Source organism: Sporosarcina sp. OR05 (assembly GCF_041414805.1).
GTDB classification, from domain to species: Bacteria; Bacillota; Bacilli; order Bacillales_A; family Planococcaceae; genus Sporosarcina; species Sporosarcina saromensis.
Window position 1 is genome coordinate 59,638 of the sequence record NZ_JANKJL010000008.1, and the last position, 25,902, is coordinate 85,539.

The following is a 25,902-nucleotide window of genomic DNA, read 5'->3' on the forward strand; positions in this document are numbered from 1 at the left end:
AAGGAGGATGATTGGTTGAAAATTCAACAAGAACAAAAAACGTTATTGCCGTTAACGGGGAAAGAGTACTTGGAAAGTTTGAAAGATGGGCGGGAGATTTGGTTGCATGGTGAGAAGGTGAAGGATGTGACGACGCATCCGGCATTTCGCAATGCAGCGAGGTCAATCGCTCGGTTGTATGATGCCCTCCATGATGAAAAGACAAAAGAGGTTTTGACAGTTGAGACGGATACGGGGAACGGGGGCTTTACACAGAAATATTTCCGTGTGGACAAGAGTGCAGAAGATTTGTTAGCTTCGCGTGATGCCATTGCACAATGGGCACGCATGACGTATGGGCAAATGGGTAGGTCGCCGGATTATAAAGCGGCATTCCTTGCAACGCTTGGGGCGGATCCGGAGTACTACGGAAAGTATGCGGATAATGCACGTCGTTGGTATAAGGAAGCGCAGGAACGGAACTGGTTTTTCAATCATGCCATCATTAATCCACCAGTCGATCGGCATAAGCCATTAGAGGCGGTTTCGGATATTTTTGTCCGAGCTGTTGGGGAGACGGATCAGGGGGTCATCGTTAGCGGAGCGAAAATGGTGGCGACGGGTTCTGCATTGACGAATTATAATTTTGTCGCGCACTATGGTGCAGCACCTATTCAAAAAGAAGAGTTCGCGCTCGTTTTCGTCGCTGCAATGGACACGCCTGGTGTGAAGCTTGTGAGTAGGGCTTCTTATGAAATGAATGCCGCTGTAATGGGTAGCCCGTTTGACTATCCATTGAGCAGTCGATTTGATGAAAACGACTCTGTCCTCATTTTTGATAATGCGCTCATTCCGTGGGAGAACATCATTATTTATAAAGATGTGGAGAAAGTGAACAATTTCTTCGCAGAAAGTGGATTCTTGAATCGTTTCACCTTCCATGGCGTGACACGTCTTGCAGTTAAACTCGATTTTGTTTCCGGTTTATTGCTGAAAGCGGTGAAGATGAACGGGTCTGACCAATTCCGTGGTGTACAAGTGAATGTCGGAGAAGTGCTTGCTTGGAAGAATATGTTCTGGGCATTAAGTGACGCAATGGCGCTCAATCCAGATGAAGGAAGAAACGGTTCAAAGCTTCCGAATTTGAATTATGGTTTGGCCTACCGGATGTTCATGTCCGAAGGGTGGCCGCGCGTGAAGGAGATTATTGAGAATGTCGTTGCAGGAAGTTTAATTGCTCAACCGTCTAGTGCAAAGGATTTCCAAAATCCTGAACTACGTCCACTGTTAGATAAATTATATAGAGGCTCTTATGGGGTTAATGCGGAAGAGAAAATCAAACTCATTAAGTTGCTGTGGGATGTTATCGGTACGGAATATGGCGGCAGGCACGAATTATACGAGCGGAATTATTCAGGAAACCACGAAAATATCCGACTTGAAAACTTGGTCGTCGCGAATATGAGCGGGCAAGCGGATCAGTTCGAGAAGTTCGCTGAAGAATGTATGAACGACTACGACATTAACGGGTGGACGAACGACACGTGGATCAATCCCGATGATGTGAGTTATTTCAAAAAATGACGTGCCAATTATACACAATTGAACGAGCAGGCAAACACTTTCAAGTTGCGGATTATCCAGGTGAAAAGGGGACGATCCTTGCCCTTCATGGCTTAACCGGTACGCACAAAAACTTTCATCATTATGCCGAGGCATTGCAAGGAGAGTATCGTTTCATTTCCATCGATTTGAGAGGAAGGGGAAATAGTGCGGGGATGGGTGACGTCCCCTCTATCTTTACGCATGCGCAGGATGTGAAGGACTTGATTGAACACTTAGCTATTCAAAATCCAATTTTGCTAGGGCACTCGATGGGGGCCTTCATTTCTGCGATTGTTGCGAGCGAATTGGAGACTGTGAAAGGACTTATTCTCCTGGACGGGGCTGCTCGCATGTCTGAACGACAACAGGCAATTGTAAAGCCTTCACTTGGTCGATTACAGAAAACGTATGAAACGAAGCAAGCATATGTAGAAGAGGTCCGACATATATACGGCCAATTAGGTATTGAGTGGACGGATGCTGTGCAAGAAATCGTGGAATATGACATACATGAAGTCGACAATTTGTGGGTGCATAAGTCTTTTGGTCAATGCATTCAAGAGGACTTTGATAGTTTTTATTCATTCAACCCAAAGGAAGTGCTGTCGGCAGTGAACTGTAGTACGTTGCTCGTTCAGGCAACTGGAAACATCGGTCCATTCCCACCTTTTTTCGAAAGACAGGATTTTGAAGAGACGATACAAGCTACACCAAAACTCGTAACATACACATCGGATTGCAATCACTATACGATGATGTTTACCAAACAGGCTGCGATTATCGAAACCATTCAAACGTTTTTGAAGGAGGTGTAGGTAAATGAGTGATGGGTTGAATTACTTCAAGGAAGTGTATGGTGTTGTACCTGAATGGGTAAGGAAAATGCATAATTACCGTCCTGAGGCACTTGACCACTACACGAATTTGCGAAGCACAATCATGCAGGACGGTGCATTATCGACAAAAGATAAAGACCTTTTGCTTGTGGGCATCAATGCAGCAAGATGCTACGAACGAAGTATGGTGTATCACACTAAAGGGGCAGTCGATGGTGGTGCAACTGTTCTTGAACTTGCTGAATTTTTGTTAGTTCCTTATGTGTACGGAGGATCGAAATCGGTTCAAACAGGCATTCAAGCGATCAGGTATGCGCTCTCTTTACAAGGGACACGGAATGAACACTTGTCTGATTATGCATCAATGGATGAACTGCTCAGCTACTTGCTATCCATTAGCAAGGACGAAGATACATCTTATATAAGAGATGTGTTAGGAATGGTTGGCGACCGACGTAAGGAGCTTCTGTTAGAAAGTGGAATTGTCGGTTCGAAAATGAAAGCGATGCTGATGGTTGGGATTTATTGCGCGGAGCTACAAGGGTTTGAATCTGCAGAGTGGTTTGAACGCGCTCGAGCACTTGGCGCGACGGAAGATGAATTAGTAGAAGTTGGTTTGATCTGTTTATTGACCGCTGGAATTCCTGCATGGTTTGAGACGAGTGATTGGTTGACCGTTGGAGGGTGATGTGATGGCGATGCGCTTTGATTCTGTAGAATCGGTTTTGTCTGGTGTGGAGAGCGGCCAGACGATTATGGTTGGCGGGTTTGGCCTCATTGGTGCACCGTTGACATTAATTGATGGGCTGACGAGAAAAGATGTATCGGACTTAACAGTCATCAGCAATAACCTAGGAGAAGCAGGTGAAGGGTTAGGTGCTTTACTGCGCCAGCAGAAGATTCGCAAGGCGATAGGTTCCTATTTTACGAGCAATCGTGAAGTCGGAGAGGCGTATCAACGCGGGGAAATTCACTTGCAATTGTTGCCGCAAGGAACGTTAGCGGAAGCGATGCGTGCTGGAGGTGCTGGTATTGGCGGTTTTTATACGAAAACGGGTGTCGGTACACAGCTTGCTGATGGGAAAGAGGAACGAGAAATTGACGGTGAGCGCTATCTTTTTGAACCAGCAATCCGTGCAGATGTGGCGCTCATTCGTGCACATAAAGCGGATACACTAGGAAATCTCATCTACTACAAGACAGCACGTAATTTTAACCCGATTATGGCGACGGCTGCTAATTTGGTCATTGCTGAAGTGGATGAAATTGTTGCGCCAGGTGAGTTGTCTGCTGAAGAGATTGTGACCCCTCATTTATTCGTGGATCGACTACTTGTTGCACAGAAATTATTGACGAAGGAAGGTGTCGTCGATCGAGAATGCTCAAGAATTGATTGCTAAGCGTGCTGCTGGTGAATTAAAAGATAGCTCAGTTGTGAACTTAGGCATCGGCATACCGACATTCGTCGCAAAGTATGTTGAAGACGGTCAAATACATTTTCACACGGAAAATGGTTTGCTCGGTGTGACGGAAGCGGCTGAAATCGATCCGAACCTTGTGAATGCAGGTAAACTGCCGGTTGGGGAGCGCGTAGGTGCTGCGTTTTTCGATAGTGCGGCATCGTTTGGAATGATTCGAGGGGGGCACGTCGATTGTGCGATTCTTGGTGCTCTTCAAGTCGATGAAAAGGGGAGAATTGCGAATTGGGCAATCCCTGGTAAAAACATTATTGGTGTTGGGGGCGCAATGGATTTATTAGTCGGTGCAAAGAAAGTGATTGTAACGACAACCCATACGACGAAAGATGGTGCCAGTAAGCTAATGAAAGCATGCACATTTCCGATTACTTCCACCCGAAGCGTTGACATGATCATTACGGAGTTGGCGGTTTTTAAAGTGGTAGATCGTCAACTCGTTCTAACGGAACTCATGCCTGGTGCCACCCTTGATGATGTGAAGATGAAAACAGATGCCTCCTTCATTGAAGGGAGCTGTTTGGCTTGAACATTCAATCGCTCGAAGTGTACATCGTCGATCTTCCGACAATCCGTCCCCACCAGCTTGCGATGCATACAATCGTCATGCAAACGATTATTCTTGTATGTGTCAAAGGGGAAGGCGACCTCGAAGGCTGGGGAGAAGTGGCGACTATCGGTGGCGCGTCTTACTTTGAAGAGACACCAGAAGCAATCAAAGTCAATATAGAAAAGTATATAGCGCCGCATGTAATCGGTAAAAATCCAGCTCACTTTGATGCAATTGCGTATACCGTCAACCAACATGTTGTCGGCAATCGGTTCGCAAAAGCGGCGGTCGAGGCTGCGGTTGTCGATTTAGCGGCAAGATCGAGAGGTATTCCTGCTTACAAATTATTCGGTGGCCAACTTCATACTTCATTGCCAATCGCTTGGACACTTGCAAGTGGGGATACAAGACGGGACATCGAAGAAGCGCAAGAAAGTTTGAATGCAAAACGGCATAATATTTTCAAGCTGAAAATCGGTGTCGGTGACCCAAAACGGAATGTTGCGCACGTACTTGCCATCAAAGAGGCGGTTGGTGAAGCTGCGAGCATTCGAGTCGATGTCAATCAAGCTTGGGATGAAGTGACGGCTTTGTATTGCATTGAGGCACTGCAAGACGGTGGTGTGGACTTGATTGAACAACCATTGATTAGCTGGAATAAAGAAGGAATGGCCCGTCTGACATCAAAATTCAAAGTACCAATCATGGCAGATGAATCGCTTAGTTCAATAGGAGAAGCTTTTCAAGTGGCAAAAAAGCGTGCAGGGAATGTGTTTGCAATCAAACCTGCAAAAGCGGGCGGCCTTACAGCGACAAAAAAAGTTGCTGCCATTGCAGAAGCGGCGGGCATCGGCTTATACGGGGGAACGATGATTGAGTCTTCTCTTGGAACGGCGATTGCTGCACAACTGTATTCGACGATACCTGAAATGAAATACGGAACAGAACTGTTTGGCCCTCTATTGTTTACAGATACAATTACGGCAAATGCAATTGTATATGACAATTTCCAAATCGTCGTGCCCTCGGGTCCAGGATTCGGAATGGAAATGGACAAGGAGAAAATCTTTCATTATGCAAGGGATTTGTGACAGGGAGGTGGTTCATTGACAACTGTTGTCATATTGGAAGCGGTTCGAACACCTATTGGAACACTTGGAGGGTCACTAGTTAATGTGCCTGTCGATCATCTCGGCGCGACGGTAATAAGGGAAGTAATTGATCGAGTTGGAATATCCGGAGATGCTGTAGATGAAGTCATTATGGGGCAGGCGAAGCAAAGCGCAGATGCTTCCAACGCTGCGCGGGTCGCGTCGTTACGAGCTGGGCTACCCGTCACAATTCCTGGCTATACGATCCAACGTCAATGCGGGTCGGGCAGCCAAGCCATTCATTCAGCCGCTCAACAAATTAGAAGTGAAGAAGGACGGCTTGTTGTTGCTGGAGGGATGGAATCCATGTCCACCGCCCCGTACTACTTGCGGAATGCTCGATATGGATACCGCGCTGGAAATGGCCTGTTACTCGATCCGAACACCGAAAGTCAACCCGGGTCCCAGCCAATTGAGGAATACGGCAATTTGACGATGGGCATGACGGCAGAATATTTGGCGGAAACCTATGGAATTTCGCGCTCAGAACAGGATGAGTTTGCATTAAGGAGTCAGGAGAATGCTAGGAAAGCGATTCAGGTAGGCATATTTCAACAGCAAATTGTGCCAGTTGAAGTGAAGGGGAAAAAAGGACATATCCGTTTTGAAACAGACGAATATCCGCGAGTGACGAGCTTGGAGAAGTTAGGTCGCCTCAAGCCTGTTTTTAAGGAAGGTGGCACGGTTACTGCAGGGAATTCCAGCGGGCGCAATGACGGTGCAGCAGCGTTATTACTTGCATCAGAAGAAGAGGCAGCTCGTTTAGGCATGCGGCCAAAAGCGAGAATCATCGCGCAAGCTAGTTCTGGAGTGTCACCAGATCGAATGGGCATCGGACCCGTTCATTCTACGATAAAAGCCCTTGCTTTAGCGGGATTGACAATTCAAGACCTTGATCTTGTGGAATTAAATGAAGCATTCTCCGCTCAAGCATTGGCAGTAATAAAGGAGTTACGTCTAGATCTCGATAAAGTGAACCCAAACGGAGGGGCGATTGCACTCGGGCATCCGATTGGCGCAACGGGTGCGATATTACTGACAAAGTTGGTGCATGAATTAGAACGGACGGGAAAGCGGTATGGTCTCGTCACGTTATGCATCGCAGGTGGAATGGGCATTTCAACGATAATCGAAAATCCAAATTGGAAAGGATGAAGGTATGAATCAAAAAGTAGTTGATGTGTACAATGGAATGGTCGTGAAGTTTAAGGAGTTAATTCGTGAGCATGAGCTCGATCATAACGATTACCACGCACTTGTCAATTGGTTGGACGAATTAGGGAAAGCAGGAGAAATCCCATTATTCATGGACGTGTTCTTTGAGACACATGCTCTTCAAGAAATGTACAAAAACGTAGAAGGAACTGAGCCGACAATTCTAGGGCCGTTCTACTTGGAGAATGCAAAAGAAATCCCAAATAAAGGCGCGATGCCAATGCGAGAAGACGAAAAGGGCGATGTGTTCATCTTTTCAGGTACCGTTACGGATGTAGAGGGGAATCCGCTCGCCAATACGAAAGTCGACATTTGGCAAGCCGATGCAAACGGCGAATACTCAGGCTTTGCAGAAGGCATTCCTGCCGACAACTTACGTGCCGTTTTATTTACCGACGAAAACGGCAAATTCGAAGTACAAACAATCGTCCCTGGTGACTATTCCATTCCAACAGGTGGACCAACAGGAAAATTCCTGAACTGGATCGACTCCCATCCATTTAGACCAGCGCATCTACACTTGCTTTTCAAACCGCAAAACGGCGACAACCTCATCTCCCAAGTCTTCTTCGAAGGCAATCAATACTTGGACAATGACGTCGCAAATGGCGTACGCGGAACACTCATAACAAAATTGGAAAAACACGACGGTGCAGAAAAAGGGTTGGCCACGGATTACTACACCGCCCATCTAGATTTCAAGTTACGACTTCAAGATCAGCCTGTCTATAGTTGATGGTTTTGTAGCGATGCATACGGGGGGACCTGTGTGTGTCGCTTTTTTTGATGGGGGTGCGGGTGCGGGCGTTTGTGTGCGAGCGGTCGGTTGTTTCACAGGCAGGGTTAACTTGGTGAGACGGTGGTAAAGTGGTTAGAATCGGTGGTAAAGTAGGTCGAACCGGTGGTAAACTGCCTGGAATCGGTGGTAACGTGCTCCGAAACGGTGATAACCAGCCTAGAATCGGTGGTAACGCAATCTCATCATAATTATTTGGTTGTAACCCGCGGAATCTGCTCAATTTACAGGTGTGTAGTTGTAAGAAACTGGGCGAGCGGTGATAAAAGTAGTTTAAGCGGTGATAAAGTGCTTGCGAGCGGTGATAAACTCATCTGAAGCGGTGATAAAGTGTACACAAGCGGTGATAAATCACATTTACGACCAACTAGCAGCATGCTTCAGCGTGATAACTCGATCGAATAGTTTAAAAAAGCTGCCCTCTCCATAGTAGGATCCATTGTCCGCTGCAAATTCATTTCATTGGCCGGGTGAACTTGGCGAGACGGTGATAAAGTCTCTCGAATCGGTGATAACCCCCTTCTAATCGGTGATAAAGTGCTTAGAATCGGTGATAAACTCCTCCGAATCGGTGATAACCAGCCTAGAATCGGTGATAACGCAATCTCATCATAATTATTTGGTTGTAACCCGCTCAATCTGCTCAATTTATAGGTGTATATTTGTAAGAAACTGGGCGAGCGGTGATAAAAGTAGTTTAAGCGGTGATAAAGTGCTTGCGAGCGGTGATAAACTCATCTGAAGCGGTGATAAAGCGTTCACAAGCGGTGATAAACTACTCACAAGCGGTGATAACTAGCCAATGAGCGGTGATAAACTCCTCGCAAGCAACGAGTTTCCACCATTCATTCACAAAAAAAGAGAGATAGCGGCCGCGTGCGCTATCTTTACCGTTAATCTTGATGTTTATTGGCATATGCCTCGGTCAGAGCAATGATTTGTTGCAAAATGGAGTCGGTGTGCAGTTCTTCGGGTTCGAGGGCGAGTCGCTCAACGTAGGTTTCTAACACTTGAATGAGTTCTCGTTGAGTTTGCTGTAACGTTTTTTGTTCATCTAATTCTACGTTCAACGCTTGGACTTGCTGCTTTTTATCCGCAAGCAATGCAAGTAGGGCTTCTTTCTGCTTTCCTTCACCTTGCAAAATTGTCAGTGTATCGATGATTTGTTTCAACTTTTCATGGGCTTGAGATGAAAGTTCTCTGCTAAGTTTTCCATCAACTCTATAACCTTCCAATTGTTCAATGACAACCTGCTGCTTCTCTAGTAGTTGGGCAGTAACCATCTCCAGTTTTTCCCCGCCGTTTTGTTGATAAATCTCCATACGTTCAACGATTGACTCTAGTTTTTGAAGCAGCGCCGTTGAAGTTTTACTAAGCCTATCCATATCGCCTTTCTCCAACGTTTCCATTTTCCCAACAATCCCTTGCAACTGTTCAAGTACTTTCCCCGTAGCAACCTCAACACGATCACCACTGACAGCTAAAACTCTCTCTCCAATTATCTGCATCTCATCACGTACATTTGTACATACATCCTTGCCCTTTTCTAACGTCTCCATTTTCCCAACAATCCCTTGCAATTGTTCAAGCACTTTCTCCGTAGCAACCTCGACACGATCACCACTGCTAGCTGCAATTCTATCTATTGTTACTTGTAACGCTTCCATCAGCTGAATAGAAACATTCTTTTCCACCCCCATCTTCTCTATCACTACTTGTAACTGTTGAACCACTTCAGACAGGTCATCATTTTCAACTTTTTCAGCGACCTGTTGAAGCGCATTGACCACTTCCGCCAATCCGTAATTTCGTTCTACGGCTGCCAACATTCCTTCTTGAAACGCCTTCTCCATAGCGGACAATTGACCAAGCAATTTCTTGTTTTGCGTTTGTAAAGAGGCAATCCTTTTTTCATAGAGGGACATGCGTTTTGAAAGTTTTTTTGACGAATGTAGCAGTTGTCGATGCTCCTCTTTCAGTCGGTTGTTTTCAGTTTGGAGGGTGTGAATGAATGCAGACGTTGCCTTGGCATCTTTCGTCTGGTACTTATTCAATTCTGCACGTAAGTAAATGATTGTCTGTTTTAATTGGACGGGATCTTCATTGACGAGATCCTTCATGGCGCACCTTCCTTATAAATTTGTTTTCATCTCATTGAGCAACTCTTCAAAAGCCTTTTTGTTCTTCACAATCATGTTGTCGAGTTCGTCAATCAGTTCCTTATCAAGAGTCGACGAGGGATTCCGATTCGTCAACCGCGTCAGTTGCAGCTCTTTATTCATCAGAAGATAGAGGAGTAGGAGGTTAATCGTTTTAGCGTCTAAATACATATAGCTGGTAGACGCTTTCTCTTCTGACTTATTGTGCAACACATCTTTTGTTAAGTTAGTAATCATGTCGTGAAATGCTTGTTGTAAAGAATGGGCGTCCACGTCATTGCTCCTTTCCAGTTGTCATCGAACCATTAATGTTGATCGAATTAAGGGCATCTACCCCGTCTGGTTGTTGGTCACTAAATAACGTGGCGGTTACGCTGCCTGCATAAAATGCAGAAGGGGACCATGTCAGTTGGAAATTTGTGAAGGACAGTGTTTCCCCAGGCTCAATCGACGTTTTGCCGATAGGTTTTAAATGAAACGCAGATTTTTCGGATCGGTCATTTATCCGTTCCCATCCATTCGTTAATTGGGAAGAAAGGGCTGTTACGTTGCTTACAAATTTTCCGTTAAGTGTGAACGGCGCTTTATCAGACAAGTGAAGGTGGAGGGTAGGGTTTGTCAGAGGTTGATTGCCAATATTGTGTATGTGAAGAGATCCAAGACAAAAACTTTCCAGCTCCGTATCGTGGGAAAGCTGCAAAGCATATGTAAAATAGCTGATACACTGTGGTCGATTCGTTTGGTTGTGTAGAAGTTCTTTTAGTGTCGCTACATACGATTCTGTAACGTCTTGAAGGGTTTTTAACTTTTTTCGTACGTCATCGGATTGCATTTCTCAGCCTCCTATTCATCAATACAAGAAATAAAGAGAGGGCAAAATCCCTCTCTTTATCCTATGTGCCTACTTGTACACTTATGACGGTCATTATTCAGGGAAGATTGAGTGGCATTGTGGCGGTCTAGATGGCAGTGGGCATGAGCCGATTGCCAACTCAGCACGCGGGTGGCAGAAGTCTGCTAAAAACTCCACTGTTACTGGGAATGTAGACTGAATGCTTTGGCACGTTCTGATTGTTACGACAAGGTTGGAGAAATAGAACAGGTTTCTTGTTTCTGGAGCGCCTGCACCACCTCTTGTGACGGTACCTGTTGAGCTAACGAAGCAATCCAAGTCTGTATACGTAACTGTCACTTCTGTGTCTTCTGGAGCACAAAGGATTACTTGCTCAGACCGTGCTACGTCGATTGGTGTGCTGCGGTATACTTCACCGTTCGGCAATGTCATGACAACGACAAGTCTGAATCTCTTACGGATAGTCAGCTGTTGCAAGCAAACACGTTTTCCATCAATGATGAATTCACGATTTACACGATCTAAAATGACAACCGGATTTTCAGCTTGTGGTACTGGACGTACTTCACACGTGTAAGTGGCATTTTGGAAATCAGCACCTGCTGGAACAGATGGGAATGTCAATGGGCTTTGAGGTGTGAAATCAAAAGTATTTTCTTTTAATACCCAGTCATACACCTTGTCGACATTAATACAAATCAATTCCTGGTCAGGACGAACTTTCTCTTTCATTTATATTGTCACCTCCGTATTTTAAATAGCCTTGCATTCGTATCATATGTACCTTGACGACAGTTGCTTAGGCAAAAGAAAAGGTCGAGTTGGAATTCTTTCATGTTGGATTAAATATGACAGGAATCACAGGATAATCCGCACAGTAATAAGATAGGAATGACAAGAAGGAATTGAAAGAGGGGAACTCATGGATAAACAAGATCGTCGAGACGAAGAAATTGAACAATTGAATAAAAAGATTGAGCGGTATCGCCAGGCACTTGCTTCATTAAAGAAGGATAGTTCGACAACCGACATTCATCTAAAGAGAAGGATGGGGAAAGTCGAAAAAAGCGTGGAAGCCCAGAACGGTCAATTGGAGGAAATGGCGAAAATGCTGGAAGAAGGACTTCGTTTCCTATCGAAACAAGTGACTACTATAGAAGAGACCGTTAAAGAGTTGACTACGCAAGTAGCGGACCTTGAAGAAAGCAGTTCTTCTGGGGATATAAACGTTGATCACATAGCGGCATCGAAATCATCTGTCCCATCATTCCGCCAACTTCATCATATGGCCAATCAACTGCCAATGGAAATGGCTCAAAAGCAACTGCATAATCGCTACAACTATCCACCTCCTACACATGTTACGGCTGCATCCATTAAAGCGACACATACACAAGATGGTGAAGAACATGAAGAAAAACGACAAATAGATAGATGGCGAAATCATGAAGGAGCTACACAGGAAGTCGTACGAAAAACTGCAACACCTGTCCAAGATGCACCTTCATCCACACCCTCCGCAAAAGTTGTTCCGGAAGTAACCATTGAGCAGGAAGAGAGAAACACAAACTCGCCATTATGGAACGTGTTTAAAAGAAAGTGATGAGAAATGGGTGATGCATGGTAGACGAAAAACCGATAATGACTTGCCCGTCCGTTCATCATTTTCTTGAATACGATAAGAACGAAGGGGGTGTTAACATGGCTTGCTGTGGTAAAAAAGATCACGTGGATAGCGGATGTGGTCGCAACCGAGGTTGTGGACGTGTACAGGCGGATAGGGAAACTTGTTCAACCCCAAACAGAGGGACAGTCATTGGTCCGTTCCGTGCTGTGGAAATCCGGGATATCCGCGTACAACCATAAGTGGAAAGCATCATATTTCTCATTCCATCTTCGTTAAATACTCACCCTGACAAGAGGATAGAAAAGAAACCACTTAACGGATACTACCTTAGAACCAACTGTTAACAGCCCCTTTGCTGTTAATGAACAGAGGTGCTTTCTTGATTTACGCTGTACAAGAAACACATTAAATAATATGAAAAACCACATGAAACCAAGTTGCACGATGCTTGGTATTATGTGGTTTTGTCTGTTGGGATGGATTGGAGCTTTTAAATACTTCGAAAGAGAGAGGTATTGTTGAAAGTCATGTAGAAGTAAATAGGTGGAGTAGGAGGAGATTATTATAAAATTTGTTATTCATTTCACAACTGGAAAGGCATGGAAGGATGGTCTACCGCATTGGGAACAAGGGCTCGTACCTCATCGAGAATATGTGAAAGAAGCGTTAGCTGAAGGGATTCTGGTGGCAGGAGGGCCGTTCATGGATCACACAGGTGGGCTAATTATTCTTGAGGTTGAAAGTTTGGAAGACGCAAAACGTTTTGCTTCTAATGACCCAGCGGTGATTGAAGAGAAATTTGAAGCGACCATTTTTCCTTGGGAGCCATTGGAAGGTATTTTTAATAAGTGATTTACGAAACGAAGATGGCACAGTTCAGAGAATCATTTATTTGACAATGAATAAGAAAGAAGTAACCATAAAGGCGAGAGTTCGGTTAATTAAAAGCGAACTTTTGCCTTTATAGTAACATGTTGAAACTAAAACATCCTTCTATAAATAATATTTACATCTTCCTGCTTTTAACAATTAACGTCGTCGGCAGCATCATTGCCTTCTCGAAAGAATACCATCGATTCGCATGTCTTTCTCGATCTTCCTCCGTCAAGGATACTTCTTCAATTACTCTCTCTATACAGAATCCATGGCTTATTAATGTATTCAAATATGTACTTACTTTGTACTGTTGCATGATTGCAGGCGCATGCCACGCTTCATGATCATAAGGGCCTTCCTCGTGATAGGATTTATTGAAATGAAGGGCTCCATTTTCAAAACTCGCACGGCTGTGTAATGGATGTTCCCAACTGAAGATGAAGAGTCCGCCTTTTTTCAAATACTTTGCTACGTTCGCAAGTGTTTTGTCTAAATCAGTTGTCCATCCTAGTGCATATATGGAATAGACGATATCAAAATACTCTTCATGTAAACCAGGATTTTGCTCCATCGGCGATTCGAATAAATGAACAGGTGCGTTACTGTCTGCTAGCAGACCCTTTGCCGTTTCAATTTGTGTCTTTGACAGGTCTACCCCCCATAGCTCTGCTGCACCTCTTTTGTCCATATACTGTAAGGAATGGCCGCTTCCGCAACCAATATCCAACACCTTCGCATCTGCCACATCCCCAAGCAAGTTCAATTCATCTTCCCGCGGAGCAAGTGGTCCATACTCCGGAAGTGGATTTCGACCGAAAAATCGCGGGGCAACCTCATCCCAACTTTTTTTGTTTTTTGCTAATGCATCAATGCTCATATTAAATTCCTCCCATTCTCTTATGGGAATATATATTCGATGTTTCTACTAGAATCTCCTTTTATTTTGTTCGAAAAAGAGGATTATATCTTTTTTAAAGAGAAGTAGTAAGGAGATAAGGGGGAAGTATGTTGAAGGGAAACTATCAAATTCAAAGAGCAACAGAGGACGATGTTGCACCCATTACTCAATTATTAAAAGAAGTGGCAGCTTGGCTAAAAATTAAAGAAGTTAACCAGTGGGGGTTTTTATTAGCAGGTGGAGAAGATGAAGAAATTCGACAAGCTATCTTAGATGGAGCGACATATGCGGTCTGGTTAGATGGTGATTTGATTGCTACGTTTACGCTCTATGCAACACAAAGTGAATGGGATCAGCATATTTGGGGGAGCGAAGATCATGAGGATGTCCTATATCTACACCGGTTAGCGGTACGGCCAGCTTATATGGGAAAAGAGATTGGTCAAGAATTATTAAAATGGATTGAAGAAAACCTCGACAAAACAATCCGTCTCGATTGCGTTTCAAATCATCCGAAGTTAAGGACATTTTATATAGACAATGGATTTAAGGAAGTGGGCCATAATGACGGACATTGCAAAATGCAAAAGTGATTTGTGGAATGAAAGGTCTTTCGCAGTTAACCAACATGTAAGGGCGTTTATAGACATGGGCATCATTCCAAATAGAACCTACAACATCAATGAGTTACGTAGCGGAACAACGGATGGACAGGTATATGTCATTTCGGAAAATAATACTCCACTTTATACGCTAAAATATGATCATCCGAATGGAATCGAAATGGTTGAACGTTTTTTTACCACGTATGCCCATATCGACCTATTCCCAAAAGTGTTCTATGTCGATCCAGAAAAGCATTTTTTTCTCTATGACTACATAGAAGGACATACACACGTCAACCGTGGATTGAAGTCTGTATGGATGAAGCGATTGGTTCAAGGTTTATTTAATCATTACGAAAAAGTAGATGCATCATCAGCTTGGGGTAGATTAGGGGGAGAACCTCGTCAACAATGGTTTGATTTCAACATGAAAAGCTTAGAATATGCGCATGAGAACATTGGGTATTTATTGCCGAATGAGGATTATGTGAGAATGAAAGGCATTGTAGAGAGACTAGCTGTGGATGAATCCAAAGAGGAGAAATATTATCTTCACGGGGATACAGGTGTTCACAATTTTGTCTTTCATCATCATAATCTCGTTGGGGTTATCGATCCGTCGCCGATGGTTGGTCCTGTCCTGTATGACTTCACCTATGCATTTTGCTCGTCTCCGGATAATTTATCGATGGAAACCTTGCTATCCTCGTTTTCGTTGCTAGAGAATGTACAAATACCAACATCACGCCTGATTGAAGAAGTCGTCTTTCAGTTATACACACGGATAGGGATTTGTAAAAAGGTGCATCCACATGATTTGGAGGAGTACTTGAACGCATGGGATTATTGGAAACGTAAAATCTAGGATGGAAGAGATAATAGTTTACAGTAGTTGTGATTCTGCGGATGGGTGCTAGTATGAGAAAAATTTGGAGGTATTATATTGACAGCAGAAAAAATAGTAAAAGTTTGTGAAAAAGGACATACGTTTTACAAAAGTAGTGAATGCACAAGTTGCCCTACTTGTAATAAGGAAAATAAACCTGCAAGTGGCTTCCTTTCGAAACTCAGTTCGCCCGCAAGAAATGCACTGATTCACGAAGGAATTGACACTTTGCAAGAACTTTCGAAGTACACGGAAAAGGAAATCCTGAAACTTCATGGGATTGGACCAGCTTCCTTGCCTACTATGAGAAGTTCATTAGAGGAAGAAGGGTTATCCTTTAAATAATAACTTATCGTGCTACTATGAACTGTTGCTATCCAATTGGGCACAAGTTCTCCTCACTTTAACGGCTAAAGTGAAACTCTAGAATATAGGAACATGAATTATGTTATAATATAGAAAATTAAAGGCGGTGGTGATTTTATGGGATATATTGAATCATCAGAAGAGCTTATGAAGCACATAGCAAATATGAATCGTGATAATTCAGTTTTACAATTTTCTCTTCCAGGGAAGGGAAAGTTCACCCTTGTCCTACAGGAAGAGGATGAAGTTTCAATCAAAACTGATGTTGAAAATAACCCTCAGCTTAAACAAATGATTGAAGAAAGTAAAAATGAATATAAAACAGGAAAAGGTATGTCAACTTCACAACTATTAAATTCACTTTCTGCAAAGGATTTCGAATAGTGGGTAGTAAAAATATAATCTGGTTTCCTGCTGTTAGAGAAAAGCTGATGCAGTTTAGGAGTGAACATTTCACGCCAGAGGAGACTCTGGAATTCATATTTACACTGATTTTAGCTATTGAGGAATCCTTAAGAGATGAATTTATTTTAAAAACATACACAGAGGAGTTTGGTTTCTATAAGGGTTTATCTCGAATCGTTATTAGGAAATTCAAGATTTATTATGAAAAGGATCAAAATAATATAATAATTCTTGGTATATTATTTCCAGGTGAAGCATAGTCACCAATTCCAGCAGCCCTTTGTATAGGGGCTTTTTTATTATGAAACGGTTTTATGCAAACGTTCCTCCTTTTTTGAAAAAAATTCCCAAAGCCAATCTATAAGACGAGGGGCGAAACAACATACGAAAAGTTGAAGTAAAACCCTACTCAGAGAAATAGTATTTATTAAACAAAAAGGAGAGTCGATATGGAAATTGTCTATTTCGCAGGGGGATGTTTATGGGGCGTACAAGCATTTATCAAAACATTACCGGGCGTTACATTTACTGAAGCCGGAAGAGCTAACGGAACAAGTCACACACTTGACGGAGAATATGATGGGTACGCCGAATGTGTAAAAACAGGATTCGATCCAACAATTGTAACGATTAGCGACTTAATGAATTATTTTTTTGAGATTATTGATCCATACAGTTTGAATAAACAAGGACAAGATGTAGGCGAGAAATACAGAACAGGAGTATATAGTGAAAATCCTGAACACTTAAAAGAGGCGAAGAAATTTATTGTCGGAAGAGAGGATTGGAACCGTATTGTTGTTGAAGTATTGCCTCTTACAAACTATGTGAGAAGTGCAGAAGAACATCAAGATCGGTTAACAAGGTGTCCGAATGATTATTGTCATATTCCTGATGAATTATTAACTAAATATAAGTAAGGGGTGAATCGACATACGGATAGTTGAAGTAACACCTTACTCAGTGAAATGGAAGTCGGATTTTGAGACCGAATCCAAACGATTACAAGCCATTTTCGGCGCTGAAGTAATCAACATCCACCACATCGGAAGTACATCTGTATGCGGATTAGTTGCAAAACCGATTATCGACATCATGCCTGTTGTGAAGGATATTTCATTGATCGATAAGTATACAGACGAAATGGACCGTATTGGCTATGAAGCAAAGGGTGAAAATGGGATTCCCGGACGCCGCTACTTTCAAAAAGGCGGAAATGAGCGCACGCATCATGTACATATTTACGAACAAGGCTCTCGCGACATTGAAAGACACTTGGCATTTCGAGACTACTTGCGTGTTCATCCAAACATAGCTAAGCAGTATGGAGACCTAAAAGAGAGGTTAGCCAATCAATTCCCAGACGATATTGATGCGTATATAGACGGAAAGGCAGAATTTGCGTCAGAGATTGAGAGACAAGCCGTTAGGTGGTACCGACAGCTATGAAAATCTTTATCATGGGGATTGTTGCAAGCGGGAAAACGACATACGCCAAAGAACTATCGAAACAAACAAGTTTGCCTTTTATTGAACTGGATTCTGTCGTTTACCATACTGTGGACGATGTGCGGGTGAAACGATCACTAGATGAACAACTTAAGGTGATTCAGGAAATGGATGCTGCAGGAAGCTGGATTGCGGAAGGGGTGTACCGCCCTTCCTATCACATCCTCTTAGATATGGCGGATGTTGTCATTTGGTTGGATCCCCCGTTATGGAAACGGAAAATGCGGATTTTGAGCAGACATATAAGGCAAGTGCTGGGAATGGAAGCATGTGCGTATGAACCGAATGTGCAAATGCTGCGCAACATGTATAAATGGACAAAGTACTTTGAGGGACGGCGCAATGAAATGAATGAAATCCTTCAACCCTACGTACATAAATTGATAACGGTAGTAAACGATCCACATAAAAATGAAAGTTTGTTGGAATGGAAGAATACTATACATCAGGGGAAGGAGCTGGAAAAATGACGCAATCCTTCTGGTTAACAAACGTGAAATTGGAAACAGGTTTTATTAAATAGGACGGACAGATTGTCGGTACAAAAACAGGATGCTTTCACATCCGAATTGAAGATGAAGATGCTGTGGAATTTAGTATATGAAAAAGGTGGCATACAGCTATGATCAATCAAAATGAAAACTTGGAGAAATACGCTGACCCTGAAATGTATGATTATCTTTATGAAGGATATCAAAAGGATTTACATACGATTTTAAAATGGGCGAAGCAAGATGAACCAATCGTCGAATTGGCTTGTGGCACAGGAAGGTTAACGATTCCGATGGCACAAAAAGGTTTTCGCATAATTGGTGTTGACCTGCATGAAGGGATGTTGAAGAGAGCAAGACAAAAGGCGGAAGAACTAGACCTGTCCATTGAGTTTGTTCAACAGGACTGTACACAGTTGGACATTCCTGTAAAAGCTTCACTAGCATTCATGACCGGAAATTCCTTTCAACATTTTCTTACGAATGAAGCACAGAATGCTTTATTGCAATCAGTTCGAAAACATCTTATAGAGGATGGTTTTTTTATATTTGACACCCGCAATCCAATTTTGCAAGAGTTGTCGGTAGTTGATGAGTATGAAGAGAAATTTGTCGATAAAGATGGCAATCAAGTGATCGAGAGTTCCCGTGATAAGTATGACCACCTGACACAAATACTCGACTGTCAAACCAATCGGAAAGTTTATCGGGACGGTACGTTAATTGCCGAGTCGCAAGATGGAATTTTGCTGCGGTATTCATACCCGCAAGAAATGAACAGATTGTTACAGGAAAACGGATTTGAAATTGTACAAGTGTATGGAGATTGGGATGAAAATGCGCTACATGCAAGAAGTGTTTCAATGGTGTATGTAGTGAAACGGCAAATGTAAGTCGTTGATTTCATATAAAAATTCATTTCTTGAGAATAAAATACATGTAGCCTAGCAAATAGATGCTTACTGTTAATAGAGAAGCGACAGTTTACTCAACTGCATAGAAAATTGAACAACCGTTCTTTGTGTAGGACGGTTGTTTTGCTGTTTTTGAAGAATTAAATAGAAAATAGTATTTAGGTGGTGATAACGGAGTATGGGAAATCCCTATGTCGTCTTTATTTTACAATAACTTGAAAGGCGTAACTTGCTTCACCTTTAATGTCGTTGATCCAAGTGATCTTTGCGGAATAATAATATCTCCCGGGTTCTTCTGGTGCAGTGAACGATTTTCCATCGTGCTCGATTTGGGACTTCCCTCCTTTAAAATTTTGTACTAGGTCAATTTGAATGTTATCAAGCCCCCATAGCTCTTTTGGGACATCAGAAGGGGAGGAATGGGAAAAAAATATCTCTTCTCTTGGGTTTACACTCATAGTAGTTTTTCCTAAAAAAAGACCGTCAAAGTCTTCGACATGTTTAATGTCACATTTTTCATTTGGCTTTTCCCAACATAACCTATCTAATATGACATTGGCGGCTATACTGCTAGACGTTACTCCAAAGTGAGGGATTTTTTTTGGATAGTCATTTTCCCCTTGCAATTCTACTCCTTGCGGTGAAACTTCCTCGGTTTTCTTATCTGAACAGGCGGACACTAATAATAGAAACATTACTAAAAAAGAAATAAAGACTATACGTCTCACAACATCAACTCCATTCAATTAGAATATTAATTTATTATTATCACAAAAGAACGAACAAACAATAAAATTATCCAGGAAATGGAAGGAGTATCCACTTTAAATGTCGAACTATGTGTAGTAAGACGTTGAAAAGGAGGTGCAATCTGTTCTTTGTTCGATCTACTAGTAATATGATTAAGGAACAACTGAAGGGGGGATTCTATGTGGTTTAGGTTGGTTCAATTTGAAGTGAGTAAAATTTTTAAGACAAAGTATTTCAGGATGTTTTCGTTCATTTTATTACTATTTCTCATAGCTTATTATATATTCGTTTACATAAATACGACCCGTCTGGATGAGGTAGTCTCTAACCTTGAAGGTACGTTAACTTCAATGGAAAAACAACTAGCGGAGACAGAAGAAGGGACAACTGAATATGAGATTTTCAACAATGTCTATGAAAAGCATAGACATGAAGTGGAGGCTTATAAAAAACATGATTGGCCTGCTGTAATGAATTATCAAATTGAACTTTTACCGCCCGATCTTGATAGCAATATTGTAAGTAGGCAATATTATACATCTTCTTTCCCAACACTTTTTACAATGGAGACGAGACGAGCACAATACAATTGGTTGATTGAAAAAGAGATTGAACCGGTATTTTGGTTGTGGGACGTGTCATGGAAAACGGCTTATGACTTGTATTATCCGATGGCGGGTGTTGGAGATGATGAATTTCTGAGACAAATCGTCGGAAAATATAGCAATCAATATTCTTCGACAGGTATTTATTATGCAAAACATGTCGCCGGCCTTCTTTTTAGTTTAGGAGGGGTTGTGTTCTTCTTACTCCTGTTTGGGGATGTCGTCACAAAAGAAGGGTTAGCCAAAAATGGATCTATTCATCTTTTGCGTACACAACCTATTAACAGGCACGGCATTTTGGTCGGCAAATTCATAGCGATTCTACTTGTAAGTTTTGTATTTCTAGTAGGTATAGGGGCGATATCGGTCGTACTAGGTGCGATCTTTGACCGTTTGGGGGACTGGGATTATCCGGTGCTTGTGTATGGCGAGGATTATGCATTTGAATTTATCAATATGGGAACTTTCATCTTGAAGTCAGCCCTCCTGTTTTTCATGGTGCTGTTGTTCTGTTATTCTTTATTGTTCCTTTATTCAATCCTGGCAAAACGTATGATACTCGCGCTTGGACTGACAATACTTACGATTTTGTTAGGTGTGCAATTAGCAGAGCAGTCCATTTTATCAAGTTTTGCGCACTATATACCTTTCCATTATTTTTCGACGACGGACATTGTCACGATGGAGTTCGCAGCAACATTGAAGAATTTTAACTTTACTTATACGACTGGGATGATGGTTCTAGCTATTTGTAGTGGGGTTCTATTAGTAGCGACTTATATGCTCTCACTCTTTCAATATAAGAGTCAGAGATAAGTAAAAGATTAGGGGGATGGCATGATGATTGTTAACGTTTCCAATTTGAAAAAACACTATAAAAAACAACCGGTTTTAAAAGGGATCGATATTACGATTGATACTCCTCAAATTATTGCGCTTGTCGGTCCGAATGGTGCGGGGAAAACGACATTAATGAACTGTATGACGAATTTGCTTCCATTTAACGAGGGAAGTGTTGAGTTGGTAGGGAAGAAAAATACGGATGCATCCATCTTTTATGAAGTGTCTTATTTGCAGGATAACCGAATCTTATATGGGGATTTGACCGGTTACGACCACTTGAAATTCATTTGCAACGTGCAGAAAATTCCATTGTCCAACATTAAAAAAGTGACTGATCGGGTTGGCATGACAAGCTATATGAAAAAAAGAGTGAGGAATTATTCACTTGGTATGAAGCAACATTTACTCCTCGCCATGTCGATTATTAATGAACCTAAATTATTGTTGCTGGATGAACCATTAAACGGGCTAGATCCAACAAGTGCCATTAATATGCGAAATATCCTGTTGGAATTATATGAAGAAGGAACAACAATCATTCTATCCTCGCATAATCTTGACGAGATCGACCGATTGACGAATATCATTTATTTCATGAAAGATGGGGCGCTATTGAAGGAATCCCTTCAAGATTTCTCGGCCAATCAATATTATGTGGCTGTCGACCATCCGGAAAAAGCAGTTGTAGCGCTGAAGCAGGCTGGCGTCCAGTTCACAATGCATGAGGGGATCATTGTCTTTTTAGAAACAGAAGTGATTTTGCAAGAGTTTCTGGATTTGATGAACCGAAATGAAATTACGATTACTTCCATCGAGACGAAGAAAATTGGTGCGGAAAAACGGTACCAAGAATTGTTTGCGAAGGAGAAGACAGATGAAACTGTTGCTATTTGAATTCAAAAAAATCTTCTTTAGCAAAAGATTCCTCTATATCATGTCACTTCTTGTCATTGGTATCGCATTGCTGTTTGTCCGCAATGTCACTTTTCAGTCGTATATTGTGAAAGAAGAAAATAAGCGAATTGATAGTCAGTCAAAGGCGAGTCAGGCAAATGCAAGAGCTCATCGAATCGCCTTGGAAAATGACCCTGAAAATGAAGAACAATTGAAACTGCAAAAGATGAATTCTGAAATTAGGGACCAATTATACGAATTGATCGGCATCGCTTCGTCTAAAGACTGGGAAAGTAAATTGACGTTGCAAAATGAGATTTACGCAAATACACTTGCCTATAAAAAAGAGGGCGGGGATTTTCCTCTATCCGATAAAGAAATTCGTGAAAGTATAGCGATGAATGAGAAGTTGTTGAAGGAAGGCATCCCTCCTGAACATGCTGTTTATAGTATGGCGTTACCGAATTTCATGAAGCAAATTGTAGACTTGTTTATCCATTTCGGGGCGTTCATTTTACTAATACTCATCATTGGTGAATCTTTATCCGGCGAGTATGAGAATCACTCGATCAATCAACTGTTTACACAACCACTAAAGAAAACGAAGATTATCATGAGTAAATTTTGGAGTGCCGTATTATTATACATCGTCATGTTGGGTGTCGTTCTCTCGTCGGCATTATTGATTGGATTCGTTTTCGGTGAAAAAGGAAGCTTCAATTATCCTGTGTTACTTGAAAAAAACAATGCTATCGAATTTACGACAATTTCCAGCTATATGACAAAGGGTCTTCTTATCGTTTCCGTCGCGATCATCATGGTCATTGCTTTGTATTTGTTGTACAGCCTGTTGTTTAAGCAAACGCTTGCAACATTGGCCGTCCTCCTCTTAACATTGGCAGCAGGCTATTTTGTTTCTACTTTTGTGACATGGGGGCCGTTTTCCTGGTTCAATCCATTTGCAAACTTGCTGCCGAGCAATATGATTCTGTTGCAAAATGATCACCTATGGTACCAAGCGATTCCAGTTACGCTTGGCGTTGCAGTGGTTCTATATATACTTGCATCGAGGAAGATTCATACGAGTAAGATTGTGTAAAGCTTAACCTGTTCCGTCGATTACATGACCAATTTAGCAACCGTTCTCTTAAAAATGGGACGGTTGTTTTTTATTGTTTCGAGTTTGGAGAGTGGTCAATTATCAGTGATTAAAAAGATTAGAGTGCCTTTCTTATAGTAAGTAGCTAATCGCAAAGCGCTTCTGTCGAGCGAAGCTGCTCTAACAAGTGGTAGTAGAAATGGGGAAAAGGGCTGATTTGCCGCTGACCTGGAGGCGTTAAACGCGTATAATTGACACTGAGCAACAAATAGATGCACAAGGCAGGTGTTTTCTATCCAACAAATACATTTACTACAAAAGGTCATCGATACAATTGAAGAACGTATAAAGGAAGAAATTAAACCTGACGAGTTGGCGAAAATAAGTGGGTATTCTCCTTTTCATTTTTACCGCGTTTTCCACGAGCATATCGGTTATACCGTAATGGATTATGTCGTTAAGCGAAAACTACAGCATGCGTTATTCGAGTTGGTAAACGGAAAAAAAGTGATTGATATTGCGCTTGAATATGGATTCGAAACCCACTCCGGTTTTACGAAAGCGTTTAAACGAGTTTTTGGGAGTCCTCCGAACTTATACCGACTGCATTGTCCGACGTCATTTCCCCCTAAGCTAGATTTAATGAATTTCCGTCAAAAAGAAGTCGGAGGCATTGTCATGCAACCGAAAATCGTTCAGAAAACGGGTTTTACGATTGCAGGAAAAACGTATAAAAGTCGATTGGATAACGTGTTTTATACGAGGGATGCTCCAGCATTTTGGGATCAGCGCATCGCGCCAGAAGAGGCGATTGAAACGATGTTGTATGAACAATTAGCTCCGAAGAAACATGGAGAGTATTGCGTGAACCTGAATGCGAGAGAAACGGACAATACGTTCACTTATTTATTTGCCGTTGACTGTGATCATGATGATGCCAAGCTTCCTAAAGGTCTGAAAAAGTTGCATATACAACCAGCGACGTATGCGGTATTTAATATTCCTCCAGTAGATGTGGATCGTTTTGTCCCTGCCATTAAAGGCACGTGGAAATTCATATTGGAAGATTGGCTGCCGCAATCGTCTTACGAAGTGGACGAGCAAGGTTATGACTTTGAATATTACGATGAACGTTGCCACGACTGGCTTTATGAGAAAATTACGATGGAAATATATGTGCCAATTAAGGAAAAAGACAAAGTGTGAGTGGTTCACGCTTTGTCTTTTTTTAACACAACTGTATAGAAGTACAACACAGGCATAACAAAACAAGCACTTGCTACGATGGCAGTTTTCACAGCGAATCGTGATGCAATCAATCCGATAATCGGTCCACCGCCAATTTGACCAATGGCATTGACTTGGCCTTTCACGGAAAAGAAAGTGGCACGTGTGGATGAGTCAGGGATGATTTTATTCAGCCAAATATCCTCTAACGGATACATTACTTGTCTCGTTACTTGAACGATGACGTAAAAGATGAGTAAACTCACAACAAATGTCGAGAATGCAAAGCCGATGAGGGAAGCGACAATGAGCGTGCTTCCAACGAAAAGGGTATGGTAAATAGGTCGTAAATTCAGGTGAATCGCACTGCGGTTTATAAAGTGAAGTGCAGTGAAAGAAAGTAAGACAACAATGAATTGAAGTCCGCCCATGAAAATGACTAATTGTTCGTTTGATAATGAAGCTAAAGCGGAAACGTCGATGAAATGTGACATCCATAAGCGGTCGAATCCTTCGCTATACAATCCGATGAACAAAGCGATTAAGAGCAACATTCTCATGACAAAACTTGCTTTGGAATAAACAACGATCTTCTGCATATTTCCCTTCATGCTTTTCCACGTAGAAATCCGTTCGCCTGGTCGTAGAGGTTTGAAGTTGTCTTCTTTTATAAAGAACAGTGAGTACATCGCTAGTCCAAGCATGCAAATTCCACCAATGACAATCGGTAAGTTTATCATGAGATAGCCTGTCAATATGCTAAGCGGAATGGCGATAATCTGGCCAAGCTGCCCGAATTTTGCTCCCCTCATAAATGCTAGCGATGCTTTTTCTTCCCCAATTTCGTCTGCGATCCAAGCTTGCTGGGCGCCGCTTGTAAACGTATAGCCAATCCCCCATGCAATTTGCGAGAAGATAACTGCCGCAAACAGAGGGAACAGCCCTTCAATGATGAATCCGAATCCAATCAAGAAGTAGCCAATGATGAGAGAGAGTTTTCGACTTTTCACGTCTGCCAGTACACCAGTTGGAATTTCAAATAGGAAAACCGTCAGCTCCAAAACCGTCCCGACTAAAACGAGTTGCAGTGGATCGAGCTTTACAACTTGTACATGGTATAACAAATTGACAGTAAAGATATACGTGAAAAATAGTTGTGATGAAAAACAAGTGAACAAGTAAACAGCGTATGGATCTTTCTTATTAAATACATTCATATTTTTTCCTCCTCGATATGATTATAGAGAAGAGGTATCCAATGAACTTGTCCAAATTTGCGATTTTTTAG

Annotated in this window: 31 protein-coding genes; 24 read left to right on the forward strand and 7 right to left on the reverse strand. The window is 42.1% G+C overall.

What is annotated here, in order from left to right; genetic code table 11:
- The first annotated feature begins 21 nt into the window (after positions 1 to 21).
- From NRI27_RS12450 to NRI27_RS12485, 8 genes are read left to right on the forward strand one after another with little or no spacing between them, the layout of a single operon-like run.
- On the forward strand, positions 22 to 1,563 hold the full coding sequence (locus NRI27_RS12450) for a 4-hydroxyphenylacetate 3-hydroxylase family protein (RefSeq protein WP_371391048.1): 1,542 nt from the start codon (positions 22 to 24) through the stop codon (positions 1,561 to 1,563).
- Positions 1,560 to 2,399, forward strand: a complete 840-nt coding sequence (locus NRI27_RS12455; protein WP_371390973.1) for an alpha/beta hydrolase — start codon at positions 1,560 to 1,562, stop codon at positions 2,397 to 2,399. Before NRI27_RS12450 ends, NRI27_RS12455 begins: the two co-directional genes overlap by 4 nt.
- A 4-nt stretch (positions 2,400 to 2,403) precedes the next feature.
- Positions 2,404 to 3,108: a carboxymuconolactone decarboxylase family protein gene (locus tag NRI27_RS12460; RefSeq protein WP_371390975.1), complete on the forward strand. Its 705-nt coding sequence runs from the start codon at positions 2,404 to 2,406 to the stop codon at positions 3,106 to 3,108.
- A gap of 4 nt (positions 3,109 to 3,112) precedes the next feature.
- Positions 3,113 to 3,820, forward strand: a complete 708-nt coding sequence (locus NRI27_RS12465) for a CoA transferase subunit A (protein WP_371390976.1) — start codon at positions 3,113 to 3,115, stop codon at positions 3,818 to 3,820.
- The gene (locus NRI27_RS12470) at positions 3,783 to 4,424 is read left to right on the forward strand and encodes a 3-oxoacid CoA-transferase subunit B (RefSeq protein ID WP_371390977.1); all 642 of its coding nucleotides are present in this window, start codon (positions 3,783 to 3,785) and stop codon (positions 4,422 to 4,424) included. The genes NRI27_RS12465 and NRI27_RS12470 overlap by 38 nt, the downstream gene beginning before the upstream one ends.
- Positions 4,421 to 5,536 carry a muconate/chloromuconate family cycloisomerase gene (locus tag NRI27_RS12475; RefSeq protein WP_371390978.1) on the forward strand — a complete coding sequence of 372 codons (1,116 nt, stop codon included), beginning with the start codon at positions 4,421 to 4,423 and terminating at the stop codon, positions 5,534 to 5,536. The genes NRI27_RS12470 and NRI27_RS12475 overlap by 4 nt, the downstream gene beginning before the upstream one ends.
- Positions 5,537 to 5,551: 15 nt before the next feature.
- Complete coding sequence (locus NRI27_RS12480) at positions 5,552 to 6,751, forward strand: thiolase family protein (protein ID WP_371390979.1); 1,200 nt, start codon at positions 5,552 to 5,554, stop codon at positions 6,749 to 6,751.
- A 4-nt stretch (positions 6,752 to 6,755) separates the two neighbouring features.
- Positions 6,756 to 7,547 (forward strand): dioxygenase family protein, encoded by a 792-nt coding sequence (locus tag NRI27_RS12485; protein WP_371390980.1) that lies wholly within the window; start codon positions 6,756 to 6,758, stop codon positions 7,545 to 7,547.
- Positions 7,548 to 8,500: 953 nt separating this feature from the next.
- On the opposite strand, the gene NRI27_RS12490 is transcribed toward NRI27_RS12485, so the two are convergent.
- The 4 genes from NRI27_RS12490 to NRI27_RS12505 form a co-directional block, all read right to left on the reverse strand.
- On the reverse strand, positions 8,501 to 9,727 hold the full coding sequence (locus tag NRI27_RS12490) for a hypothetical protein (protein WP_371390981.1): 1,227 nt from the start codon (positions 9,725 to 9,727) through the stop codon (positions 8,501 to 8,503).
- Between the two features lie 12 nt (positions 9,728 to 9,739).
- The gene (locus NRI27_RS12495; RefSeq protein ID WP_371390982.1) at positions 9,740 to 10,039 is read right to left on the reverse strand and encodes a hypothetical protein; all 300 of its coding nucleotides are present in this window, start codon (positions 10,037 to 10,039) and stop codon (positions 9,740 to 9,742) included.
- Between the two features lies 1 nt (position 10,040).
- Positions 10,041 to 10,598, reverse strand: a complete 558-nt coding sequence (locus NRI27_RS12500; RefSeq protein WP_371390983.1) for a hypothetical protein — start codon at positions 10,596 to 10,598, stop codon at positions 10,041 to 10,043.
- A 93-nt stretch (positions 10,599 to 10,691) separates the two neighbouring features.
- Positions 10,692 to 11,351 carry a BMQ_0737 family morphogenetic spore coat protein gene (locus NRI27_RS12505; RefSeq protein ID WP_317945043.1) on the reverse strand — a complete coding sequence of 220 codons (660 nt, stop codon included), beginning with the start codon at positions 11,349 to 11,351 and terminating at the stop codon, positions 10,692 to 10,694.
- 190 nt (positions 11,352 to 11,541) lie between these two features.
- On the opposite strand from NRI27_RS12505, the gene NRI27_RS12510 reads away from it, so the two are divergent.
- From NRI27_RS12510 to NRI27_RS12520, 3 genes are all read left to right on the forward strand, one after another.
- Positions 11,542 to 12,222 (forward strand): hypothetical protein, encoded by a 681-nt coding sequence (locus tag NRI27_RS12510; protein ID WP_371390984.1) that lies wholly within the window; start codon positions 11,542 to 11,544, stop codon positions 12,220 to 12,222.
- A 98-nt stretch (positions 12,223 to 12,320) separates the two neighbouring features.
- A complete protein-coding gene (locus NRI27_RS12515) occupies positions 12,321 to 12,485 on the forward strand; it encodes a hypothetical protein (protein WP_371390985.1) in 165 nt (54 codons plus the stop codon).
- A gap of 415 nt (positions 12,486 to 12,900) precedes the next feature.
- On the forward strand, positions 12,901 to 13,098 hold the full coding sequence (locus tag NRI27_RS12520; RefSeq protein WP_371390986.1) for a YciI family protein: 198 nt from the start codon (positions 12,901 to 12,903) through the stop codon (positions 13,096 to 13,098).
- Between the two features lie 154 nt (positions 13,099 to 13,252).
- Here NRI27_RS12520 and NRI27_RS12525 read toward each other — a convergent pair whose 3' ends face one another.
- Positions 13,253 to 13,999 (reverse strand): class I SAM-dependent methyltransferase, encoded by a 747-nt coding sequence (locus NRI27_RS12525; protein ID WP_371390987.1) that lies wholly within the window; start codon positions 13,997 to 13,999, stop codon positions 13,253 to 13,255.
- Positions 14,000 to 14,130: 131 nt separating this feature from the next.
- On the opposite strand from NRI27_RS12525, the gene NRI27_RS12530 reads away from it, so the two are divergent.
- From NRI27_RS12530 to NRI27_RS12570, 9 genes are all read left to right on the forward strand, one after another.
- Complete coding sequence (locus NRI27_RS12530) at positions 14,131 to 14,613, forward strand: GNAT family N-acetyltransferase (protein WP_371390988.1); 483 nt, start codon at positions 14,131 to 14,133, stop codon at positions 14,611 to 14,613.
- Positions 14,585 to 15,490, forward strand: a complete 906-nt coding sequence (locus NRI27_RS12535; protein ID WP_371390989.1) for a hypothetical protein — start codon at positions 14,585 to 14,587, stop codon at positions 15,488 to 15,490. The genes NRI27_RS12530 and NRI27_RS12535 overlap by 29 nt, the downstream gene beginning before the upstream one ends.
- Positions 15,491 to 15,568: 78 nt before the next feature.
- Entirely contained in the window at positions 15,569 to 15,856 is a 288-nt protein-coding gene (locus tag NRI27_RS12540) for an RNA polymerase alpha subunit C-terminal domain-containing protein (RefSeq protein WP_317945053.1), read from the forward strand.
- A gap of 138 nt (positions 15,857 to 15,994) precedes the next feature.
- Complete coding sequence (locus NRI27_RS12545; protein ID WP_317946897.1) at positions 15,995 to 16,261, forward strand: hypothetical protein; 267 nt, start codon at positions 15,995 to 15,997, stop codon at positions 16,259 to 16,261.
- Positions 16,261 to 16,542: a hypothetical protein gene (locus NRI27_RS12550; protein ID WP_371390990.1), complete on the forward strand. Its 282-nt coding sequence runs from the start codon at positions 16,261 to 16,263 to the stop codon at positions 16,540 to 16,542. Before NRI27_RS12545 ends, NRI27_RS12550 begins: the two co-directional genes overlap by 1 nt.
- Positions 16,543 to 16,731: 189 nt before the next feature.
- Positions 16,732 to 17,202, forward strand: a complete 471-nt coding sequence (locus NRI27_RS12555) for a peptide-methionine (S)-S-oxide reductase (RefSeq protein ID WP_371390991.1) — start codon at positions 16,732 to 16,734, stop codon at positions 17,200 to 17,202.
- Positions 17,203 to 17,215: 13 nt separating this feature from the next.
- Entirely contained in the window at positions 17,216 to 17,731 is a 516-nt protein-coding gene (locus tag NRI27_RS12560; RefSeq protein ID WP_371391049.1) for a GrpB family protein, read from the forward strand.
- Positions 17,728 to 18,261 (forward strand): P-loop NTPase family protein, encoded by a 534-nt coding sequence (locus NRI27_RS12565; protein ID WP_371390992.1) that lies wholly within the window; start codon positions 17,728 to 17,730, stop codon positions 18,259 to 18,261. The genes NRI27_RS12560 and NRI27_RS12565 overlap by 4 nt, the downstream gene beginning before the upstream one ends.
- Positions 18,262 to 18,413: 152 nt before the next feature.
- Positions 18,414 to 19,175, forward strand: coding sequence for a class I SAM-dependent methyltransferase (locus NRI27_RS12570; RefSeq protein ID WP_371390993.1), 762 nt, complete (start codon positions 18,414 to 18,416; stop codon positions 19,173 to 19,175).
- A 221-nt stretch (positions 19,176 to 19,396) separates the two neighbouring features.
- Here the strand turns inward: NRI27_RS12570 and NRI27_RS12575 are convergent, their stop codons facing one another.
- Positions 19,397 to 19,924, reverse strand: a complete 528-nt coding sequence (locus NRI27_RS12575) for a hypothetical protein (RefSeq protein WP_371390994.1) — start codon at positions 19,922 to 19,924, stop codon at positions 19,397 to 19,399.
- A gap of 201 nt (positions 19,925 to 20,125) precedes the next feature.
- Here NRI27_RS12575 and NRI27_RS12580 point away from each other — a divergent pair, with 201 nt between their 5' ends.
- The 4 genes from NRI27_RS12580 (at position 20,126) to NRI27_RS12595 (ending at position 24,593) form a co-directional block, all read left to right on the forward strand.
- Positions 20,126 to 21,367 carry an ABC transporter permease gene (locus NRI27_RS12580; RefSeq protein ID WP_371390995.1) on the forward strand — a complete coding sequence of 414 codons (1,242 nt, stop codon included), beginning with the start codon at positions 20,126 to 20,128 and terminating at the stop codon, positions 21,365 to 21,367.
- Positions 21,368 to 21,391: 24 nt separating this feature from the next.
- Complete coding sequence (locus NRI27_RS12585) at positions 21,392 to 22,288, forward strand: ATP-binding cassette domain-containing protein (protein ID WP_371390996.1); 897 nt, start codon at positions 21,392 to 21,394, stop codon at positions 22,286 to 22,288.
- Positions 22,269 to 23,387 (forward strand): ABC transporter permease, encoded by a 1,119-nt coding sequence (locus NRI27_RS12590; protein ID WP_371390997.1) that lies wholly within the window; start codon positions 22,269 to 22,271, stop codon positions 23,385 to 23,387. The genes NRI27_RS12585 and NRI27_RS12590 overlap by 20 nt, the downstream gene beginning before the upstream one ends.
- A gap of 285 nt (positions 23,388 to 23,672) precedes the next feature.
- Positions 23,673 to 24,593: an AraC family transcriptional regulator gene (locus tag NRI27_RS12595; RefSeq protein WP_317946834.1), complete on the forward strand. Its 921-nt coding sequence runs from the start codon at positions 23,673 to 23,675 to the stop codon at positions 24,591 to 24,593.
- A 5-nt stretch (positions 24,594 to 24,598) separates the two neighbouring features.
- Here NRI27_RS12595 and NRI27_RS12600 read toward each other — a convergent pair whose 3' ends face one another.
- The gene (locus tag NRI27_RS12600) at positions 24,599 to 25,831 is read right to left on the reverse strand and encodes an MFS transporter (RefSeq protein ID WP_371390998.1); all 1,233 of its coding nucleotides are present in this window, start codon (positions 25,829 to 25,831) and stop codon (positions 24,599 to 24,601) included.
- Positions 25,832 to 25,902 lie beyond the last annotated feature (71 nt).

Coding starts and splice junctions, on each gene's coding strand:
- NRI27_RS12455 (WP_371390973.1), top strand. CDS start 1,560: ATGACGTGCCAATTATACACAATTGAACGAGCAGGCAAACACTTTCAA.
- NRI27_RS12460 (WP_371390975.1), top strand. CDS start 2,404: ATGAGTGATGGGTTGAATTACTTCAAGGAAGTGTATGGTGTTGTACCT.
- NRI27_RS12465 (WP_371390976.1), top strand. CDS start 3,113: ATGGCGATGCGCTTTGATTCTGTAGAATCGGTTTTGTCTGGTGTGGAG.
- NRI27_RS12485 (WP_371390980.1), top strand. CDS start 6,756: ATGAATCAAAAAGTAGTTGATGTGTACAATGGAATGGTCGTGAAGTTT.
- NRI27_RS12490 (WP_371390981.1), bottom strand. CDS start 9,727: ATGAAGGATCTCGTCAATGAAGATCCCGTCCAATTAAAACAGACAATC.
- NRI27_RS12500 (WP_371390983.1), bottom strand. CDS start 10,598: ATGCAATCCGATGACGTACGAAAAAAGTTAAAAACCCTTCAAGACGTT.
- NRI27_RS12505 (WP_317945043.1), bottom strand. CDS start 11,351: ATGAAAGAGAAAGTTCGTCCTGACCAGGAATTGATTTGTATTAATGTC.
- NRI27_RS12510 (WP_371390984.1), top strand. CDS start 11,542: ATGGATAAACAAGATCGTCGAGACGAAGAAATTGAACAATTGAATAAA.
- NRI27_RS12515 (WP_371390985.1), top strand. CDS start 12,321: ATGGCTTGCTGTGGTAAAAAAGATCACGTGGATAGCGGATGTGGTCGC.
- NRI27_RS12525 (WP_371390987.1), bottom strand. CDS start 13,999: ATGAGCATTGATGCATTAGCAAAAAACAAAAAAAGTTGGGATGAGGTT.
- NRI27_RS12535 (WP_371390989.1), top strand. CDS start 14,585: ATGACGGACATTGCAAAATGCAAAAGTGATTTGTGGAATGAAAGGTCT.
- NRI27_RS12545 (WP_317946897.1), top strand. CDS start 15,995: ATGGGATATATTGAATCATCAGAAGAGCTTATGAAGCACATAGCAAAT.
- NRI27_RS12555 (WP_371390991.1), top strand. CDS start 16,732: ATGGAAATTGTCTATTTCGCAGGGGGATGTTTATGGGGCGTACAAGCA.
- NRI27_RS12565 (WP_371390992.1), top strand. CDS start 17,728: ATGAAAATCTTTATCATGGGGATTGTTGCAAGCGGGAAAACGACATAC.
- NRI27_RS12570 (WP_371390993.1), top strand. CDS start 18,414: ATGATCAATCAAAATGAAAACTTGGAGAAATACGCTGACCCTGAAATG.
- NRI27_RS12580 (WP_371390995.1), top strand. CDS start 20,126: ATGTGGTTTAGGTTGGTTCAATTTGAAGTGAGTAAAATTTTTAAGACA.
- NRI27_RS12585 (WP_371390996.1), top strand. CDS start 21,392: ATGATTGTTAACGTTTCCAATTTGAAAAAACACTATAAAAAACAACCG.
- NRI27_RS12590 (WP_371390997.1), top strand. CDS start 22,269: ATGAAACTGTTGCTATTTGAATTCAAAAAAATCTTCTTTAGCAAAAGA.
- NRI27_RS12600 (WP_371390998.1), bottom strand. CDS start 25,831: ATGAATGTATTTAATAAGAAAGATCCATACGCTGTTTACTTGTTCACT.